This is a genomic window from Herbidospora sp. RD11066 (genome assembly GCF_054661255.1).
On the sequence record NZ_BAAGDO010000018.1, the window covers coordinates 1 to 17,053 of the forward strand.

Below are 17,053 nucleotides of genomic sequence, written 5' to 3' on the forward strand. Positions count from 1 at the left end.
TCCAAGGGCATCGGGGTCGGGTTCGCCAAGAACAACGACGTCGAGGGCAACTACGACCGGATGAAGGCCAAGGTCCAAGAGGAGCTCAAGCAGCACTTCCGGCCCGAGTTCCTCAACCGCGTCGACGACACCGTCGTCTTCCACCAGCTGACCATGAACGAGATCATCAAGATCGTCGACCTCATGCTGGCTCAGGTCGACGCCCGCCTGAAGGACCGGGACATGGGCCTCGAGCTCACCCCGGCCGCCAAGCAGGTGCTCGCCGACCGCGGTTACGACCCGGTCCTCGGCGCCCGTCCGCTCCGCCGGACGATCCAGCGTGAGCTGGAGGACTCGCTGTCGGAGAAGATCCTCTACGGCGAGCTGCGCCCCGGCCAGATCGTCAAGATCGACGTCGAGGGTGAGGGCGAGGCCGCGAAGTTCGTCTTCGTCGGTGAGGCCAAGACCGAGGGCGTGCCCGACAGCGCCGCGGCGATTGTCGACGCCATCACCAAGAGCTAGTCACAGAGCCGGCCACAGCGGTTCACCAGCGGGCCGTCCCTTCGGGGGCGGCCCGCTGTTTTACGTTCACGTCACAACTGGGTGAAGGTACGTCGCAGCACCACCAAAGGTAGTACTACACTCCGTAGAGCGAAGGGACGTCCACCTACAGGCGTACCTCCGAATCAACTGCGGGGTGGACGCACCGGAGCGCCGTACGACGGCATGCTCTGGAATCCCGGCGTCCCGGGACTCAGGCCCCATGCGATCAGGACAGATGGCGTGAGTGGATTTGAGTCGGACCTTTGGAGGCATCGATGCGGCTGCGCCACGACGACGGAACCGTTGTCCACCTGGCCTACAACGCGGGCGTTCACCCGGCTGAGGATCTGGAGAACCTGATCGCCCACCTCACCCGCTACGCCGTGCCGGTCCGGAAGAAGCTCGGCGTCGACCGCCTGGGCATCGGCCTGTGGCTGGCGCCCAACGTGGCCGACAACCTGGTCTCCGACCGCATCGAGCTGGTGCGCCTGCGGCGCTCGCTCGAGGAGCGCGGCCTGGAGGTCGTGAGCCTCAACGGCACCGGCGGCCGTCACCAGGAGACGCCCGGTCCCGACTGGGCCAAGCCCGAGCGCTACCGCTACACGATGTCGCTGGCGAAGATCCTCGCGTTCCTGCTGCCCGACGACGTCCAGTTCGGGTCGATCTCGACGATCCCCATCGGCTGGCGCCGCGACTGGCCCGCCGACCTTCACGCCATCGCCTCCCGGCGGCTGGAGCGCCTGTCGCGGGAACTGCGCGGGATCTACAGCGTGACCGGCAAGCACATCCGGGTCGGGTTCGAGCCGTGGCCGGGCTGCGTCCTCGAAACCACCGAGCAGGCCCTCCAGCGGGTGTGCGGCATCGACTCCGAGCACCTGGGAGTGTGCCTGGACGCGTGCCATTTGACCTGTGGCGGCGCGGAGGAGGCCGGGAAGGCTCTCCGTGGGCTGGCACAAGCCGGGGCGCCTGTCGTCAAACTGGGGCACGTCCACAACAACATGGACGAAATCCCCAACACGCTGAACGCCCTGCTGTCGGGCGCGGTGCACAAGAGCGCGCACATCGAGGTCGAGGCCCACGAGTGGGTCGCCCCGAAGACCAAGGGTCCGGCGGCGCTGGTGGCCCGCCTGGCCGACGACCTCGACTGGACCAGGCGGAACCTGACGGCGTTGGGCCTGAAGCTGGCCGCCTAGCGGTGTTTGGGGGGATTGATCCGGCACCGCATCGGGGAGTGGGATCGGGGCCGTTTCTCCCCTCGGGTGTAGATCACGCCATGCGGTGGCGGCGGGGGTGGGGTGCAGGCCTCCATGGCCACCGAGAGGTCCTCGTGGCTCCAGCCCTCGCCCGAAAGCCGTCTGAGCAGCGGTAGCAGGCGTGGATCGCCGATCTCCCCGGCGGCCTCGACATAGAGGCTGCCGACGTCCGGATCGGCGAGTTCCCGCAGCAGGACGGGCATGACCCGCGCGTCGCGCCGTTTGGCCAGGCCGAAGGCGGCCTCGGCGGCCGTGTCACCTTCGGGGTCGTCGAGGCGTTCGAGGAGGGCGTCGCGGATCTCCGGCGAGTCGGTCCCGCCGCTGTAGGCGAGCGCGAAGGTGGCCCAGTCGCGCACCCCTCCGTCGGGGTCGCGCATGAGCGTCAGCAGCACCCGCACGACCTGCTCGGGATACACGTCGAAATAGGGCATTCCGCGCGCCACCTGCCAGCGGACGTCCCGGTGGGCGTCGTCGGCGAAGCGCAGGAGCGAGCCGAGGGCCTCCGGGTTGTCGTTGAGCGCGCTGAGCGCGTGGGCGGCGCACCAGCGCAGTTCGTAGGGGGCCGTACTGAGGGGGACGGCGTCGGCCGCCTCGATGAGGGCCTGGACGAGGTGGGCGCCGTCGTCGTCGTGGAGGGCCAGCAGGTCGAATCCGAGCGTCTGGACCCGCCAGTCGGGATCGGCCCACCAGAAGCGGGCCTGCGCCAGGACCTCCTCCGGGGTGGAGAGCGTGGCGGTGAGGTGTCTGAGCTTGTCGAAATGCGCGTCGAAGGTGTGCTCGTCCCAGTCGTTCAGGTCGGCGAGCTGACCGGGGGAGAGCTGAATGATCGACATGCTTCCGAGTATGCGTAGGCGCTTCCGGCGAAGTCGATCCCATTTCTGGTGGTTTAGATCGTCGCGTTGTCGATGACGAAGCGGTAGCGGACGTCTCCCTTGTTCAGGCGCTCGTAGGCGGTGTTGACGTACGCGGCCTCGATGGTCTCGATTTCGGTCTCGATGCCGTGCGCGGCGCAGAAGTCGAGCATCTCCTGGGTCTCGGTGAGGCTGCCGGCCGCCGAGGAGGTGAAGGAGCGGCGGCCCATGATGATCGGGAACATGCTCATCGAGATCGGTCCGTCGGGCACGCCGAGGTTGACGAGGGCGCCGTCGAAGGCGAGCAGCCCGAGGACGTGGTCGAAGTTCAGGCTCGCCGAGACCGTCGAGACGATGATCGCGAAGTGGTCGGCGAGGTCGGTCAGGGTGGCCGGGTCTTCGGTCGCGCGGTAGTCGACGGCGCCGTAGGCCAGACCGTCGTCGCGCTTGCCCAGGGTCCGGCTGAGCACGGTGACCTCGGCGCCGAGCGCGACGGCCATCTTCACGGCGAGGTGGCCGAGGCCGCCCATGCCGAGCACGGCGATCTTCGTGCCGGGGCCCACTCCGAAGCGCTTCAGGGGGGCGTACACGGTGATGCCCGCGCACATCAGCGGCGCGGCCTTGGCCAGGTCGAGCGCGTCGGGGACGCGGACGACGTAGTTCTCGTCCACGACCACTCCGGTCGAGTAGCCGCCGTGGGTGGGGGTGCCGTCGGCCTCGTACCCGCCATAGGTCAGCACCGAAGATCGGCAGTAGGTGGGCTCGCCGGCCAGGCAGAACGCGCACTCGCGGCACGAGTCGACCAGGGTGCCCACGCCGACCCGGTCGCCGACGGCGAACCTGGTGACACCGGCGCCGGTCGCCGAGACGACGCCGGTGAACTCGTGCCCGGGCACCATCGGGAAGCTGCCGCCGCCCCAGGCCCCCTCGACCTGGAGGACGTCGGAGTGGCAGATGCCGCTGTACGAGATGTCGATGCGCACGTCGTGGTCGCCCACGGCCCGGCGGGGGATCCGGATCTTCTCCAGCGGGGCCTTCGGAGCGGGCGCGGCGTAGGCGTCGACGAGGGTGGAGGTGTTCATGCGTCCATCCGAACAGGGCGCGCTGGGGTGCCGGTAGAGGTTGGCGGGCACCCTCGCACCTGGCACTGGCAGTACCAGCCAGGACCGTCCACCACCTGGTCGGCGGCGTGAGAATGGGAGGGTGAACCCGCTCAAGGAGTTCCTGACGTCCCGGCGTGCGCGGATCGAGCCCGGCGACGTCGGGCTGCCTCCGTCGACCACGCCGCGGCGCTCCAAGGGCCTGCGGCGTGAGGAGGTCGCGATCCTGGCCGGGGTCAGCGTCGACTACTACACGCGGCTGGAGCAGGGGCGGGTCGGCAACGTCTCCGACCAGGTCCTGGTGGCGGTCGAGAACGCCCTGCGGCTCGACCCGCTCGAACGCGACCACTTCCGCACCCTGATCACCCCCGCTCCGGCGCGGCCCAGGCGTGATCCCGCGCCCAGGGCCGGGGCCCGCCCGGCGCTGCGGCGGATGGTCGACGTGCTCGACCCCGTTCCCGCGCTGCTCCAGGGCCCCCGCATGGAGATCCTGGCGATCAACGGCGCCGCGAAGGCCCTGCTCGCCGACTTCGGCGCGATGCCGGTCGCCGACCGGAACATCGCCCGGTGGGTGTTCCTCGATCCGCGCGCCAAGGTCGTCTTCCCCGAGTGGGACATGATCGCCGCCGACATCGTGGCCGCGCTGCGCCGCAACCTCAACCCGCGCCGGGCCGACGAGGCGCTCAACCGGGTCGTCGGCGAGCTGACCTGCGCCTCTCCCGAGTTCAGCCGCCTGTGGGCCGACTACAAGCTGTTCCAGCACGGCCACGGGCGCAAGAAGTTCTTCAACGAACTCGTCGGCACGCTGACCCTCAACTACGAGACCTTCCACCCGCCGGGCGGCGAGGGCCAGGCGTTGTCGATCTACACCGCCGACGCGGGCTCCCCCGACCAGGACAAGCTCGACCTCCTGGTGAACTGGGCCGGGGTTCAGGCGGGCAGGGCGTAGAGGTCGTCGTCGACCAGTTCGGCCAGGCCGTCGGTCAGGAGGCCGTCGAGGGCGCGCTCGCGCTGGACGGCGTCGGCCCAGACCGCGTCCAAGAGCGCCTTCTCGACCGGGCCGGGGGCGTCGCGCAGGACCGCCAGCAGGCGGCCGCGGCACTGGCGGTCGGTTCCGGCGTAGGTCTGGCCCTTGCGTTCGGGGCCGTCGTGGGCCGGTTTGCCCGCCAGGAGCCAGGCGCAGCGGCCCGCCACCGGGCAGTCGGCGCAGCGCGGGGAGCGGGCCGTGCAGACCAGCGCGCCGAGTTCCATGACCGCGACCGCCCAGCGAGGGGCCCCGACCGGCGGGATCAGCGACTCGGCCAGGCGCTTCTCTGGCGTGGTGGTGGCCTTGGGGGGATGTTCGTCGCCGGTGATCGTGCGGGCCAGCACCCGGCGCACGTTGGTGTCGAGGACTGCGTGGCTCTTGCCGTAGGCGAAGCTGGCGACGGCCGCGGCCGTGTAGTCGCCGATGCCGGGGAGGGTGAGGAGTTCGTCGTAGGTGGCGGGGACCGTACCGCCGAAGTCGTCGGTGATCGCCTTGGCGCAGGCGTGCAGTCGCAGCGCCCGCCTCGGGTAGCCGAGGCGGCCCCAGTGGCGGACCGCCTCGCCGGACGCCTCTTTGGCCAGCGCCTCGGGGGTGGGCCAGCGGGCCATCCACTCTTCCCAGATCGGCAGGACGCGCACCACGGGCGTCTGCTGGAGCATGATCTCGCTGACCAGGATGCCCCACGGCGTCGCCTCGGGGCGGCGCCAGGGGAGGTCGCGGTTGTGCTCGGCGTACCAGTCGAGAATGGGGGAGTGAAGCGGGTGGGCCACGTTTCCGCACTGTAGTTGACCCGGCTCCCCGGCGAGGCGCGTCCGCCGAGACCTGCGCGTCTATGAATACTGTGAGTATGGATCCGGACACCTTCCGTGGTGAGGTCGTCGAGGGCCCGGACGTCTACTGGCGGCGCCGAGTGCTGGTGCTGACCGGCATGCTCGTCGTGGGGGCCGTGGTCGCCTGGGCCTGCACGAGCGGGCCCGACACGCCGCTGACCGGCGCCGCCCCCGCCAAGGGCGCGTCCGACGCACTGATCGTCTCGCTGCCCTCACCACCCGCCCCAAGCCCTTCTTCTTCCGGTACGCCCTCGCCTTCGGCCACCCCGTCGCCCACACCCGCGCCGGACAAGCGCGAAGGCGACTCGTGCAGCCCGAAAGACCTGGTCGTCAGCCTGACGGCGGGCCGGGAGATCTACACGGGCGCCGACCGGCCGGGGTTCGTGCTGACCGTGGTGAACACCGCGAAGAGCCCGTGCAAGGTCGACGTCGGCCCGCGCGCGCTGGAGATGCGCATCACCTCGGGCCCGGCCCGCATCTGGTCGACCGCCGACTGCGTGGCCGGTTCGGGCACCGACCGGCAGACCCTGAAGCGCGGCATCCCCTACGTCCGCTCGATCGAGTGGGACCGCAACCGGTCGGGTGACTCGTGCGCCGCCAAGACGACCTCGGCCGGCAAGGGGACGTACGTCGCCATCGCCCGTGCGGGCAGTCTCCGCAGCCAGAAGAACGTCTTCCACCTGCGCTAGAGGATGTGAGGTCAACCTTCCATAAAGTCAGGGTCACTTGACCTTATGGAAGGGAAACCTTACATTCGATGCATGGCAGAGCAGGTACGGCAAGACCAGGTGACACGCGCGGCGCGCCGCGCGGTCCTCATCGACGGCATCCCGGTGGCCGCGCTGGGCGTGGTCGCCCTGGCCATGGGCAGCAGCCCCGACCAGACCACCACCCAGAAGACGTGGTGGATCGTGGCCACCATCGTGTTCACCCTCGCGATCGCCTTCGTGCTGTGGCGGGCGTTCCGGCGCGCCGACGAATACGTGCGCAGAATCCAGCTGGAGAGCATGGCCGTCGCGTTCGCGGCGGTGCTCGTGGCGCTGCAGGTGGCCACGCTGCTCGACGCGGCGGGGGTGGTCACGCTCCAGCAGTGCGCCCAACTGATCCTCATCGGCGGAGTGGCGCTCTGGCTGCTGATCGCCGACCTGCGCACCCGCCTGCACCGGTGATCGCCGGCATGAAGAATCGGCTACGCGAACTGCGGGCGGCCCGCCGGTGGAGCCAGGCCGACCTGGCCGACCGCTGCCAGGTCTCCCGCCAGGCCATCAACGCCATCGAGACCGAGCGCTACGACCCCAGCCTCCCCCTCGCCTTCACCATCGCCGGCGTCTTCGGCCTGGCCATCGAGGAGATCTTCCACCCCGACCCTCACACGTAGCGTTCGAGGATCGACGACTCGGCCAGGCGCGACAGCCCCTCCCGCACGCTGCGGGCCCTGGTCTCGCCGACCCCGCCGACCATCTGGAGGTCGACGATGCTGGCCGCGAGGAGTTTCTGCAGGCCGCCGAAGTGGTCGACCAGCCGGTCGACGATCGAGGCGGGCAGCCGGGGCACCCGGGCCAGCAGGCGGAACCCGCGCGGGCTGACGGGGGAGTCGAGCGCCTCGGGGCCGGTGATGCCGAGGATGCCGGCCACCCGTGACAGGTCGAGCAGGTCGGTCGAGTTGAGGTCGTCGAGCTCGCGCAGGGCGTCGCTGAAGCCGCGCTGCCGGGGGCCCAGGGCGTCGGGCAGGTAGTCGCGGACGATGAACGAGCGGTCTTCCTCGACCCCGGCCAGCAGTTCGTCGAGCTGCAGAGAGACCAGGCGGCCGTCGGTGCCGAGTTCGACGACGTAGCCCTCGATCTCGCGGGCGATGCGGCGGACCATCTCCATGCGCTGGACGGTCGAGGCCATGTCGCGCACGGTCACCAGGTCTTCGATCTCCAGCGCCGAGAGGGTGCCGGCGACCTCGTCGAGACGCGACTTGTAGCGCTCAAGAGTGGCCAGGGCCTGGTTGGCCTTCGACAGGATCGCGGCCGACTCTTCGAGGACGTGTCTGACACCGTCGAGGTAGACGGCGATGATGCGCATGGATTTGCTGATCGCGACGACCGGATAGCCGGTCTGGCGGGCCACCCGCTGGGCGGTGCGGTGGCGGGTGCCCGACTCGTCGGTGGGGACACTGGGATCGGGCACCAGGTGGACGGCCGCCCGCACGATCCGGTGATCGCCCTCGTCGAGCACGATCGCGCCGTCCATCTTGGCGAGTTCTCGCAGGCCGGTGGCGGTGAACTCGACGTTGAGCTGGAATCCCCCGGTGCACAGCTCTTCGACGGTCGGGTCGTATCCCAGCACGATCAGACCACCGGTGTGGCCCCGGAGGATGCGCTCGAGCCCGTCGCGCAACCCCGTTCCCGGGGCGAGTATGGCCAGGACGGCACGCCTGCGCTCGTCGGCCTGTTTGTCGTTTTGCACGTAAGTGACCCCCGCTGGTTCACACGGCTACTACGCAGTTTACCGACGTAACGGCATCCTCACCGGATGTGTGTCAGAGCGTCCCAGACGTTCTCGGCCTCGGTGACCACGAATCCGGGGGCGAAGTTGGTGGTCTTCAGCGATTCGCGCACCGGCACGACCTCGCCCCGCCTGCTCTTCGGCGCCGGGTCGAGGCGGGGTGGCGTGGCGACCTTCATCGACCCGGCCGGGACCAGCGCGCGGGTGAAGCCCAGGCGGGCGGCCTCCGCGAGGCGGCGGCGGACGTCGCGCACCGGCCGCAGCTCACCTGCCAGACCCACCTCGCCCAGCGCTACCAGGCCCTGGGGGAGCGGGTTGTCTCCGGCGGCGCTGACCACCGACAGCATCAGCGCCAGGTCGACGGCCGGGTCGGTGAGGCGGATGCCGCCGACGGTGGCGGTGAAGACGTCGCAGCGGCCGATCTTGGCGTTGAGGCGGCGCTCCATGACGGCCAGGACCATCGCGACGCGGTAGGAGTCGAGGCCGGAGGAGGTGCGGCGGGGCTGGGGGGCCTCGGTCGGGCCGACGAGGGCCTGGAGCTCAGCGGGGATCGGGCGGGTGCCCTCGATCGTGACGGTCACGCAGGTGCCGGGCACCGGCTCGGGGTGGCGGGAGACGAACAGGCCGCTGGGGTCGGTGATCCCGGTGATGCCCTTGTCGTGGAGGTCGAAGCAGCCGACCTCTTCGATCGGGCCGAACCTGTTCTTGATCGCGCGGACCATGCGCAGCCGCGAGTTGCGGTCGCCCTCGAAGTGGAGGACGACGTCGACCAGGTGTTCCAGCACCCGCGGCCCGGCGATCGACCCGTCTTTGGTGACGTGGCCGACCAGGACGGTCGCCATGCCCCGCTCCTTGGCCAGCCGGACCAGGTTCCCGGCCACCTCGCGGACCTGGGTGACCCCACCCGGCACGCCCGTGGCCTCGGCCGAGCCGATCGTCTGGACGGAGTCGACGATCAGCAACCGGGGGTTGACCCGCTCGACGTGGGTGACCAGCGCGCCCAGGTCGGTCTCGGCGGCCAGATAGAGGTGGTCGACCACGGCGCCGATGCGATCGGCGCGCAGGCGCACCTGGGAGGCCGACTCTTCACCCGTGACGTAGAGGACGGTGTCTCTCCGGCCGACGTTGGCGGCGGCCTCCAGCAGCAGGGTCGACTTCCCGATGCCCGGCTCCCCGGCCAGCAGCACCACCGCCCCCGGCACCAGCCCGCCGCCGAGCACCCGGTCGAGCTCGCTCACACCGGTCGGCCTGGCGTGGGCCTCTTCGGCCTTGACCTGCCCGATCGGCACGGCGGGCGAGGTGATCGCCCCCGCCTTGACCTCGGTGACCCCGGCCCGGACCCCGGCCTCCTCGACCGTGCCCCACGCCTGGCACTCGCCGCACCGGCCGACCCACTTGACGGTCAGCCAGCCGCATTCGCCGCACCGATAGGACACCTTGGTCGCTTTAGCCACGAGCCGCAGGCTACCGGCGGGCCCCGACAGATTCAGCCCACCCGCCCGGGGGCCGGATCAGTGTCTCCCCTGGGACCGACATTCTCGTGATCGCCGGCACTCCCCTGTGGAGAACGCCGCACCCGGCCGACTTGCCCGCGCATTGAGGTCGGCGCCGGGGCCGGATCATCCTGCCCGCGTGATCGACTCAGTAGAGGCGCCACCGCAGGATGTTCGGGTAGGGGATCTCCAGTCCCTCGGTCTCCTTGATCGCTGCCTTGGCCACCGTGGGGGCGAACTCGATCTTCAGGACCGCCTCCAGGTCGGCGCGGCGTTCGAAGACCATCCGCAGGTCGAGCTCCTGACGCGACCACCCCTGGCGAGACCAGAAGGCCTCGACCGCGTCCGGTGAGTAGGTCGGCGGGACGGTTGCGGAGAACCAGCGTCCAAAAGCACCCCGGGTCGCGTCGAGGTCGACCACGAAGGCCGCGCCGCCCTTCCGGAGCACGCGGGACAGCTCGGCCAACCCCGGTTCGCAGCCGGGGCCGAAGAAATAGGCCCAGCGGGCCATCGCGACGTCCACCGAGTGATCGGGCAGGGGGATCGCCTGGGCCGTCGCGGTGTGAACGGTCACATTCGCCTGGCGCGCACAGCGCTTCCGTGCCAGGGCCGCCAGGTCGCCGTGGGGTTCGACGCCGATCACGGAGGCGGCCTCGGTGGCGAGGCCGGGCAGGTGGTAGCCGGTGCCGCAGCCGATGTCGAGGACGGTCGCGCCCGCCCAGGGGCGCAGGGCCCGCATGGCCGATTCGACCCGCCGGTCGGGGTCGACCGCGTGGTTCTCCAGCTCGTAGACCTGCGGGGTGTTCCAGATGTTGGGGCTGGGCACGGCGCCCTTCACGATGCTGGCCATGACGCAACCCTAGGTTCGCCTCGACCGGACACACGCCCGCTTAGTCTGGCAGTGTGAGCAAGAGTCGTGGCGAGCGTACATATATCGGAAGGAGCGAGGTCGTCCGGGTGCCGAATGCGAAGATCGCATTGTCGACCGCATCGGTCTATCCCGAGCGAACCCCCGACGCCTTCGAGCTCGCGGCACGCCTGGGATACGACGGCGTCGAGATCATGGTCGGGCAGGATCCGATCAGTCAGGACGTCGAAGTACTCGAGCGTCTCCGCGACCACTACGAGCTGCCCATCCTCGCGATCCACGCGCCCTGTCTGCTGGTCACCCAGCGCGTGTGGGGCAAAGATCCGTGGCTCAAGCTGCGCAAGGCCCAGGACGCCGCCGAGCGGCTGGGCGCCGAGACCGTCGTGGTGCATCCCCCGTTCCGGTGGCAGCGCGACTACGCCCGTGACTTCGAGATCGGGCTGGCCCGCATGCGCGACGAGACCGACGTGACCTTCGCGGTCGAGAACATGTTCCCCCTCCGGGCCCGGGGCAACGAGGTCGTGCCCTACTCGCCCGACTGGAACCCCCTCGACTACGACTTCCCCCACGTCACCCTCGACCTGTCCCACACGGCGGTGTCCGGGTCCGACGCGATGGAGATGGCCACCAAACTGGGCGATCGGCTGGCGCACCTCCATCTGGCCGACGGCGTGGGCACCACCAACAAGGACGAACACCTCGTTCCGGGACGAGGCAACCAGCCCTGCGCTCCCATGCTGGAGCGGCTGGCGAACGCGGGCTATGGTGGGCTGATCGTGCTGGAGATCAACACGCGGAGGGCGGCGACCCGCAGCGAGCGGATCGACGACCTGGCCGAGGCGCTGGCCTTCGCCCGGCTCAACTTCGCCGCCTCGCCCGCGAGGAAATGAGCGCAACCACCCCATGAGTCACCTGGTCTTCGACGCGCCCAGGGTGGCCGAGGCGTACGACGCGGCCCGTCCCGAATACCCTCCCGCGTTGTATGACGCGTTGTCCGAACTGTCCGGCGTCTCGCTCGACGGCGCCCTCGTGGTCGACATCGGGGCCGGAACCGGCATCTCCTCCCGGGGCATGCTCCAGCGGGGCGCCCGGGTCGTCGCCGCCGACCTGGCCGGTCACATGCTGGCCTACTTCTCCGGCGCCTCGGTGCTGGCCGACGGCAACGTGCTGCCCTTCCGCGACGGCTGCGCCGATCTGGTGACCTACGCCCAGGCGTGGCACTGGCTCGATCCCGGCAAATCGATCGCCGAGGCCTCCCGGGTGAGCAGGAACGCCGTGGCCGGCTGGTGGAACTCGGTCGACACCCGCAAGGCCGGCTGGCTGGCCGAGTGTCAGATCCGGCTGGCCGAGGTCCCTGGCTACACCGGCCCGGAGGGCCGCAACCTCCCGGCGATCGCGACCGCGATGGCCGAAGCGGGTCTCGACGTCCACGACCAGTGGATCTACTGGACCCGCCACGTCGCGGTCGAGACCTTCCTGACCAACCTGCGCTCCCACTCCTACATGGCCAGGCTCGATCCGGCCGAGGCCGACGAGCTGATCGAACGGGAGCGGGCCGAGGTCCTGCGCGTCTTCCCTGGTGGTGATCTTGTCGTGCCGATGCGCGTTTACCTCGCGGTGGGCCGGAAAGTGCCCGCCGGATGACGGAACAGAAGCGCAGGCCCGGCAGGCGTCCCGGATCGCTCGACACGCGGGGTGACATCATCACCGCGGCTCGGGGGGTCTTCGCGGAGAAGGGGTTCGACAAGGCGACGGTCCGGGGGATCGCCCGGGAGGCCAACGTCGATCCGGCGCTGGTTCACCACTACTTCGACACGAAAGAGGGCCTGTTCGTCGCGGCGATGCAGTTTCCGGTCGAGCCGAGCGTGGCGGTGCCGATGATCCTGGCCGGGCCGCGCGAGGAAATGGGGGAGCGGCTGATCCGGTTCATCCTGACGGTCGCCTCCGACGAAGACCGGCGGGCGCCGATCATCGCGATGATCCGGTCGGCGATGTCGAACGAGCAGGCGGCGACGATGGTGCGCGAGTTCCTCGGGGAGGCGGTGCTCCACCGGCTCGCCCACGGGCTGGGCATCGATCCGATCAGGATCGAGGCGGCCTTCGGGCAGATGATCGGCGTGGTGATGCTGCGGTATATCGTCAAAATCGAGCCGATCGCGTCGGCGTCGGTCGACGATCTGGTCGCCCTGCTCGCGCCCACCTTGCAACGCTATGTGGACCCCTGACGGAGAGTCTTCTAGAGGTTTGTTCTAGGGTCTCATATGGTGGTCACTACGGCGATTTGGGAGGGCCCAGTGTTGCTGGTCTGCATAATCGGGCTGCTGATGACGGCGCTCACGGTCGCGGTGGTGGCCAGGCGGGTGGGATTCCTCTATCGGCTGGCCACGGTGGGGCAACCGGCCCCCGAACGCATTGAATACGCCCGCGCGAACATCGGGACCGAGATAAAGGTCCAGCTCGTCGAGGTGTTCGGGCAGAAGAAGCTGCTCAAGTGGACGCCGTCAGGTATCGCCCACTTCTTCGTTATGTGGGCGTTTTTCATTCTTTTGACCGTTTATGTAGAAGCCTATGGCGCGATGATCCAGGGGGCCATCACCGGGCGCCCCGACTTCCACATCCCGCTGATCGGCCGCTGGGCCGTCTTGGGCTTCCTGCAGGACTTCATCGCGCTGGCCGCGCTGCTCGGCCTCATCGCGTTCGCGGTGATCCGGATCAAGAACGCGCCCTCGAAGCTGGGCCGAAACTCGCGCTTCTCGGGGTCTCACCTGGGCGGCGCGTGGGTCATCCTGTTCATGATCTTCAACATCATCTGGTCGCTGTTCCTGTTCCGGGGCGCCGCGATCAATACGGGCAACTTCCCCTACGAGTCGGGGGCGTTCGTCTCGGAGCTGGTGGCGAAGATCCTGCCGACCTCCACGCTGCTGGAGGAGATCGCGCTGCTGCTGCACATCGGCCTGATGCTGGTGTTCGCGGTGATCGTGGTCAACAGCAAGCACCTGCACATCTTCACCGCCCCGCTCAACGTGCTGTTCTCGCGGCGCCCCGACGGCATGGGCGCGGCCCAGGAGATGCGCAGCGGCGGCAAGGTCCTCGACTTCGAGGAGGCCGACCCTGAGACCGACGTCTTCGGCCGCGGCAAGATCGAGGAGACGACCTGGAAGGGCTTCCTCGACTTCTACACGTGCACCGAATGCGGCCGCTGCCAGTCGCAGTGCCCGGCGTGGAACACCGACAAGCCGCTGTCGCCCAAGATGCTCATCCTCGACCAGCGTGACCACGCCTTCGCCATCGCGCCCTACCTGCTGATGAGCGAGGAGCAGCGCGCCCACCAGGGACAGGACGTGCTGGCCTTGCTGGAGAAGCCCCTCGTCGGTGAGGAGGGCGTGATCCATCCCGACGTGCTCTGGTCGTGCACGAACTGCGGCGCCTGCGTCGAGCAGTGCCCGGTCGACATCGAGCACATCGACCACATCCTCGACATGCGCCGCTACCAGGTCATGATCGAGTCGAGCTTCCCGTCCGAGGCCGGCGTGATGCTGAAGAACCTCGAGAACAAGGGCAACCCGTGGGGCCTGCCCGAGATGAAGCGCGCCGACTGGATCGAGGAGCTCGACTTCGAGGTCGAGATGATCGACGAGAAGATGCCCGAAGACACCGAATACCTCTTCTGGGTCGGCTGCGCGGGCGCTCTCGAAGACCGGGCGAAGAAGACCACCAAGGCGGTCGCCGAACTGCTCCACATCGCGGGCGTGAAGTTCGCGGTGCTCGGCCCGATGGAGGCCTGCACCGGCGACCCGGCCCGCCGCCTGGGCATGGAGTTCCTGTTCAACATGCTGGCCCAGCAGAACATCGAGACCCTCAACGAGGCCGGGGTCAAGAAGATCGTGGCCACGTGTCCCCACTGCTTCAACACCCTGGCCAACGAATATCCGCAGCTGGGGGGCACATTTGAGGTCGTACACCACACTCAGCTGCTGTCTCATCTGGTCGACACCGGGAAGCTGACCCCGATCACGCCGATCGAGGAGAAGATCACCTACCACGACCCGTGCTTCCTCGGGCGGCACAACAAGGTCTACTCGCAGCCGCGCGACATCATGGCCAAGGTGCCCGGCGTGGTGACCCAGGAGATGCACCGCCACAAGGACCGCGGGTTCTGCTGCGGCGCCGGCGGCGCGCGCATGTGGATGGAGGAGCGGATCGGCAAACGCATCAACACCGAGCGGGTCGACGAGGCGCTCACGACCGATCCTGACACGGTCTCCACCGCGTGCCCCTTCTGCCTGGTGATGCTGGGCGACGCGATCAACGAGAAGAAGAACTCCGGTAAGGCCAAGGAGACGCTGGAAGTCGTCGACGTGGCCCAGTTGTTGATCAAGTCGGTGAAGGGACAGGCCGTCCAGAGCTGACTGTGCCGTTGATCAGTTGTCGAATCCGCTGGTCATGGCCACATGCGCGCCATCCCGTTCTCCACATAACGGGAGAATCACGGTAACCTCAACGTTGGCTCAATCAACGGGGAGGGGGCTGAACGGTGGGCGTGGTCGTCACTGACGCGGAAGTAACTCTTGCCGACGTGCTCTCCCTGCGGATGGCGATCGACCATCCGCTGGGAACGGGCACGGATCTGGTGCTCCGGCACCGCGGCACCGGCTCGGAACGGAAGGTACGGCTCGGAACCCCCGGGCCGCCGACCACGGACGCCACCGTCGCCGTCTCACTGGCCGGGTTGAAGCTGACGCCCGGCCGCTGGGACGCCTATCTCCAGCAGAGCGGTCCTCGCACCCGCATGCAGAGCGTCGACCCGGGCTTCTCGCTCGACCGCCTCGACGCCTACGCGCTCGGCCGCCGCACGATGTCCTACCGCGCCTACCGCACCCGCAACGGCTTCCTGGCCATCAAGATCGCCGAAGCCGAGCCGGTCGCCGACGTGCGGGCGGTCTGGTTCCGCGAGGGCCGGTTCGAGGTGACGGGGCTGCTGGCGTACACGGGGCTCGGAGACGACGACCAGCACCACCGCGCCCGGCTCTCTCTGACGCAGGGTGAGGCCACCGTGACCGCGACGGCCACGGTCCAGGGTGTGCGCTTCCACGCCGCTCTGTCCCTCTGTGACGTCCTGGCGGCCACACCCGACTCCGAAGGTGTGTGGGAGCCCTCCCTCGAAGTCGACGGGGTCGAGGGGCCGATGGCCCTGGGAGCGCTCCTCGACGACGTCGAGGGCAAGCGCCGCCGGGTGCACTACCCCGCGACGAAGATCGACGGCGTGCCGATCAAGCCGAGCTTCTCCCCGGCCGACCACCTCCGTCTCGAGGTGGGCGCGGCGTGAGGATCACGTTCCTGGTGCCGTCCGCATACGGGATGCGCGGCGACATTCGGGCGACGCTCAACCTGGCCGCCGCGCTGGCGAGCGGCCATCACGTGGAGATCGTCAGCGTCAAGCGCACCAGGGACGTGCCGTTCTTCCCCATCGACCCCGCGATCAGGCTGCGCTGGCTGGTCGACGCCCGGCCCGGCCGCCACCTGCTGCCACGCGGTCAGGTGCGCACCGAGGTCGCCCTCTGGCGGGCACTGCGGGCGCTGCGCTCGGAGGTGCTGGTCACCGCCCGGCCGGCGCTGAGCGTGCAGTCGGCGCGGTACGCCCCCCGCGAGGTCGTCAAGATCGCCCGTGAGTGGACCCGCCCGGCGGTGCCGACGCCCGTCCAGCGCTACTACCCCCGGCTCGACGCCGTGGTGACCCACTCGGAGACCGGCCGGGCCGAATGGACCCGCCTGCTCGACGACGAGCTCAGCGTGCACACCATCCCCGACCCGCTGCCGACCGGCCCGTGGCCGAGGTCGCGGATGGACAACCGGATCGTCAGCGCGGGTGGCCGGTGGGTGCCCGACAAGGCGTTCGACCGGCTGGTGCGGGCGTTCGCGATGGTCGCCGACAAACGGCCCGACTGGCGGCTGCGGCTCTACGGCGGCGGCTCGGAGGAGAAGCGGCTGCGCGCCCTGGTCGCCGAGCTGAACCTGCACAACCACGTCTACTTCATGGGCACCACCCCCGACCTGCCCGGCGAGTTCGCCAAGGCGTCGATCGTGGCGGTCTCCTCGCGCCGTGAGGTGCTCGGCATGGCCGTGAACGAGGCGCTGAGCTGCGGGGTGCCCATCGTGGGCTACGACGGCCCCAAGGGGGTCTCCCAGTTCCTGCGGCCCGGTATCGACAGCGTGCTGGTCGGAGAGGGCGCCGGGGAGATCGAGGCCTACGCCGGGGCGCTGCTCTCGCTGGTCGACGACGAGCGTAAACGGATGACGCTGGCCGCCGGGGCGCTCGAATCGGCCACGCTGCGCGCGGCACCCGCCATCGCGGCGCGCTGGCAGGACCTCATGTACGGCTTGCGCTCCCGCCCATGAACCTCGTGGAATAACAGATCCCGAGCTCCCCGCAATCGGAAGCCCGGGATCATGATCTTCAAGCTTCAGCGACCCGCCGAAGTCCGCAACCCGAGCGCGTTGTCGAGCTCTTCCAAGGTCAGTCGGTCATCCGTGAAGTTGACGGCCTCCAGAACCTCGGCGTAGAGCGCGATTTCGTCCAACGCGACACGGTCATGGACTCGCAAGTCCAAGTACTCGT

17 protein-coding genes and 1 pseudogene are annotated in these 17,053 nt (G+C 69.3%); 12 read left to right on the plus strand and 6 right to left on the minus strand.

Annotated elements, in window-relative coordinates; translation table 11 throughout:
* A pseudogene (locus ACYQ78_RS38575) lies at positions 1 to 501 on the plus strand (NDP-hexose 4-ketoreductase); the annotation flags it as partial.
* Between the two features lie 296 nt (positions 502 to 797).
* Positions 798 to 1,715 (plus strand): TIM barrel protein, encoded by a 918-nt coding sequence (locus ACYQ78_RS38580; RefSeq protein ID WP_459805954.1) that lies wholly within the window; start codon positions 798 to 800, stop codon positions 1,713 to 1,715.
* Here ACYQ78_RS38580 and ACYQ78_RS38585 read toward each other — a convergent pair.
* Both ACYQ78_RS38585 and ACYQ78_RS38590 read right to left on the minus strand, forming a co-directional pair.
* Complete coding sequence (locus ACYQ78_RS38585; protein WP_459805955.1) at positions 1,712 to 2,608, minus strand: HEAT repeat domain-containing protein; 897 nt, start codon at positions 2,606 to 2,608, stop codon at positions 1,712 to 1,714. The genes ACYQ78_RS38580 and ACYQ78_RS38585 overlap by 4 nt on opposite strands.
* A gap of 53 nt (positions 2,609 to 2,661) precedes the next feature.
* Positions 2,662 to 3,708: an NAD(P)-dependent alcohol dehydrogenase gene (locus tag ACYQ78_RS38590; RefSeq protein WP_459805956.1), complete on the minus strand. Its 1,047-nt coding sequence runs from the start codon at positions 3,706 to 3,708 to the stop codon at positions 2,662 to 2,664.
* Between the two features lie 121 nt (positions 3,709 to 3,829).
* Here ACYQ78_RS38590 and ACYQ78_RS38595 point away from each other — a divergent pair, with 121 nt between their 5' ends.
* Complete coding sequence (locus ACYQ78_RS38595) at positions 3,830 to 4,675, plus strand: helix-turn-helix transcriptional regulator (protein WP_459805957.1); 846 nt, start codon at positions 3,830 to 3,832, stop codon at positions 4,673 to 4,675.
* Here the strand turns inward: ACYQ78_RS38595 and ACYQ78_RS38600 are convergent.
* Positions 4,657 to 5,523, minus strand: coding sequence for an HhH-GPD family protein (locus ACYQ78_RS38600; protein ID WP_459805958.1), 867 nt, complete (start codon positions 5,521 to 5,523; stop codon positions 4,657 to 4,659). The genes ACYQ78_RS38595 and ACYQ78_RS38600 overlap by 19 nt on opposite strands.
* A gap of 77 nt (positions 5,524 to 5,600) precedes the next feature.
* Here ACYQ78_RS38600 and ACYQ78_RS38605 point away from each other — a divergent pair, with 77 nt between their 5' ends.
* From ACYQ78_RS38605 to ACYQ78_RS38615, 3 genes are all read left to right on the plus strand, one after another.
* Positions 5,601 to 6,272: a hypothetical protein gene (locus ACYQ78_RS38605; protein WP_459805959.1), complete on the plus strand. Its 672-nt coding sequence runs from the start codon at positions 5,601 to 5,603 to the stop codon at positions 6,270 to 6,272.
* Between the two features lie 72 nt (positions 6,273 to 6,344).
* Complete coding sequence (locus ACYQ78_RS38610; RefSeq protein ID WP_459805960.1) at positions 6,345 to 6,752, plus strand: hypothetical protein; 408 nt, start codon at positions 6,345 to 6,347, stop codon at positions 6,750 to 6,752.
* Positions 6,753 to 6,760: 8 nt separating this feature from the next.
* Positions 6,761 to 6,961 carry a helix-turn-helix transcriptional regulator gene (locus ACYQ78_RS38615; protein ID WP_459805961.1) on the plus strand — a complete coding sequence of 67 codons (201 nt, stop codon included), beginning with the start codon at positions 6,761 to 6,763 and terminating at the stop codon, positions 6,959 to 6,961.
* Here ACYQ78_RS38615 and disA read toward each other — a convergent pair.
* The 3 genes from disA to ACYQ78_RS38630 form a co-directional block, all read right to left on the minus strand.
* Positions 6,952 to 8,037: a DNA integrity scanning diadenylate cyclase DisA gene (gene disA, locus ACYQ78_RS38620; protein WP_459805962.1), complete on the minus strand. Its 1,086-nt coding sequence runs from the start codon at positions 8,035 to 8,037 to the stop codon at positions 6,952 to 6,954. The two genes, ACYQ78_RS38615 and disA, sit on opposite strands and share 10 nt — an antisense overlap.
* A gap of 59 nt (positions 8,038 to 8,096) precedes the next feature.
* Positions 8,097 to 9,530: a DNA repair protein RadA gene (gene radA / locus ACYQ78_RS38625; protein WP_459805963.1), complete on the minus strand. Its 1,434-nt coding sequence runs from the start codon at positions 9,528 to 9,530 to the stop codon at positions 8,097 to 8,099.
* Between the two features lie 187 nt (positions 9,531 to 9,717).
* Positions 9,718 to 10,419 (minus strand): class I SAM-dependent methyltransferase, encoded by a 702-nt coding sequence (locus tag ACYQ78_RS38630; protein WP_459805964.1) that lies wholly within the window; start codon positions 10,417 to 10,419, stop codon positions 9,718 to 9,720.
* A 53-nt stretch (positions 10,420 to 10,472) separates the two neighbouring features.
* On the opposite strand from ACYQ78_RS38630, the gene ACYQ78_RS38635 reads away from it, so the two are divergent.
* From ACYQ78_RS38635 to ACYQ78_RS38660, 6 genes are all read left to right on the plus strand, one after another.
* Positions 10,473 to 11,327 (plus strand): sugar phosphate isomerase/epimerase family protein, encoded by an 855-nt coding sequence (locus ACYQ78_RS38635; protein WP_459805965.1) that lies wholly within the window; start codon positions 10,473 to 10,475, stop codon positions 11,325 to 11,327.
* Between the two features lie 13 nt (positions 11,328 to 11,340).
* Positions 11,341 to 12,081: a class I SAM-dependent methyltransferase gene (locus tag ACYQ78_RS38640; protein ID WP_459805966.1), complete on the plus strand. Its 741-nt coding sequence runs from the start codon at positions 11,341 to 11,343 to the stop codon at positions 12,079 to 12,081.
* Positions 12,078 to 12,662: a TetR/AcrR family transcriptional regulator gene (locus ACYQ78_RS38645; protein ID WP_459805967.1), complete on the plus strand. Its 585-nt coding sequence runs from the start codon at positions 12,078 to 12,080 to the stop codon at positions 12,660 to 12,662. Before ACYQ78_RS38640 ends, ACYQ78_RS38645 begins: the two co-directional genes overlap by 4 nt.
* Positions 12,663 to 12,731: 69 nt before the next feature.
* Positions 12,732 to 14,846 carry a (Fe-S)-binding protein gene (locus ACYQ78_RS38650; protein ID WP_459805968.1) on the plus strand — a complete coding sequence of 705 codons (2,115 nt, stop codon included), beginning with the start codon at positions 12,732 to 12,734 and terminating at the stop codon, positions 14,844 to 14,846.
* A 131-nt stretch (positions 14,847 to 14,977) separates the two neighbouring features.
* On the plus strand, positions 14,978 to 15,763 hold the full coding sequence (locus tag ACYQ78_RS38655; protein WP_459805969.1) for a hypothetical protein: 786 nt from the start codon (positions 14,978 to 14,980) through the stop codon (positions 15,761 to 15,763).
* Positions 15,760 to 16,833, plus strand: coding sequence for a glycosyltransferase (locus ACYQ78_RS38660; RefSeq protein ID WP_459805970.1), 1,074 nt, complete (start codon positions 15,760 to 15,762; stop codon positions 16,831 to 16,833). Before ACYQ78_RS38655 ends, ACYQ78_RS38660 begins: the two co-directional genes overlap by 4 nt.
* Positions 16,834 to 17,053: the final 220 nt, after the last annotated feature.